The organism is Bradyrhizobium sp. NBAIM08 (genome assembly GCF_020193935.1).
GTDB classification, from domain to species: Bacteria; Pseudomonadota; Alphaproteobacteria; order Rhizobiales; family Xanthobacteraceae; genus Bradyrhizobium; species Bradyrhizobium yuanmingense.
Genome location: NZ_JADYVR010000616.1, coordinates 1 through 426 on the forward strand (window position 1 = coordinate 1; position 426 = coordinate 426).

Annotated in this window: 1 protein-coding gene; it reads left to right on the forward strand. The window is 71.4% G+C overall.

What is annotated here, in order from left to right; all coding sequences use genetic code 11:
* On the forward strand, positions 1-426 hold a 426-nt coding region (locus I6F37_RS41220), incomplete at both ends, for a hypothetical protein (RefSeq protein ID WP_225154555.1).

Genomic DNA, 426 nt, shown 5'->3' on the forward strand with positions numbered 1-426 from the left:
GGTCTACCAGTGGGGGATCTCCGCGCTCCTCCGGGCCCCGACGGCGAGTGGCGCGGCGTACCTGAAGGCCATCTTCCCGCCGTTCGCCTGCGAGCCGGCGGTCTCCGTGCTGCTTGAGTCCCGGTTCCCGGGTCGCGTACCTTCGGTCATCGCGACCGAGCCCGACGAGGGCTGGATCCTCATGGACGACTTCGGGCCGCGGATCGTCCGCGAGCATGGCGACGACGCGGACCACGAGGCGGGAATTCGGCTCCTGGCCACGATCCAGCAGGCGATGGCCGAGCAGACCGACGACCTGCTCGCGGCCGGCTGTCCGGTTCGCCCGCTCACGACCCTCGCCGACGAACTCGATCGGGCCCTGGCCGATCCGGTCGCAGTCGAAACGCTCGAGGCGTCGCCCGAACGCCGAGCGGCCACCGTCTCCTG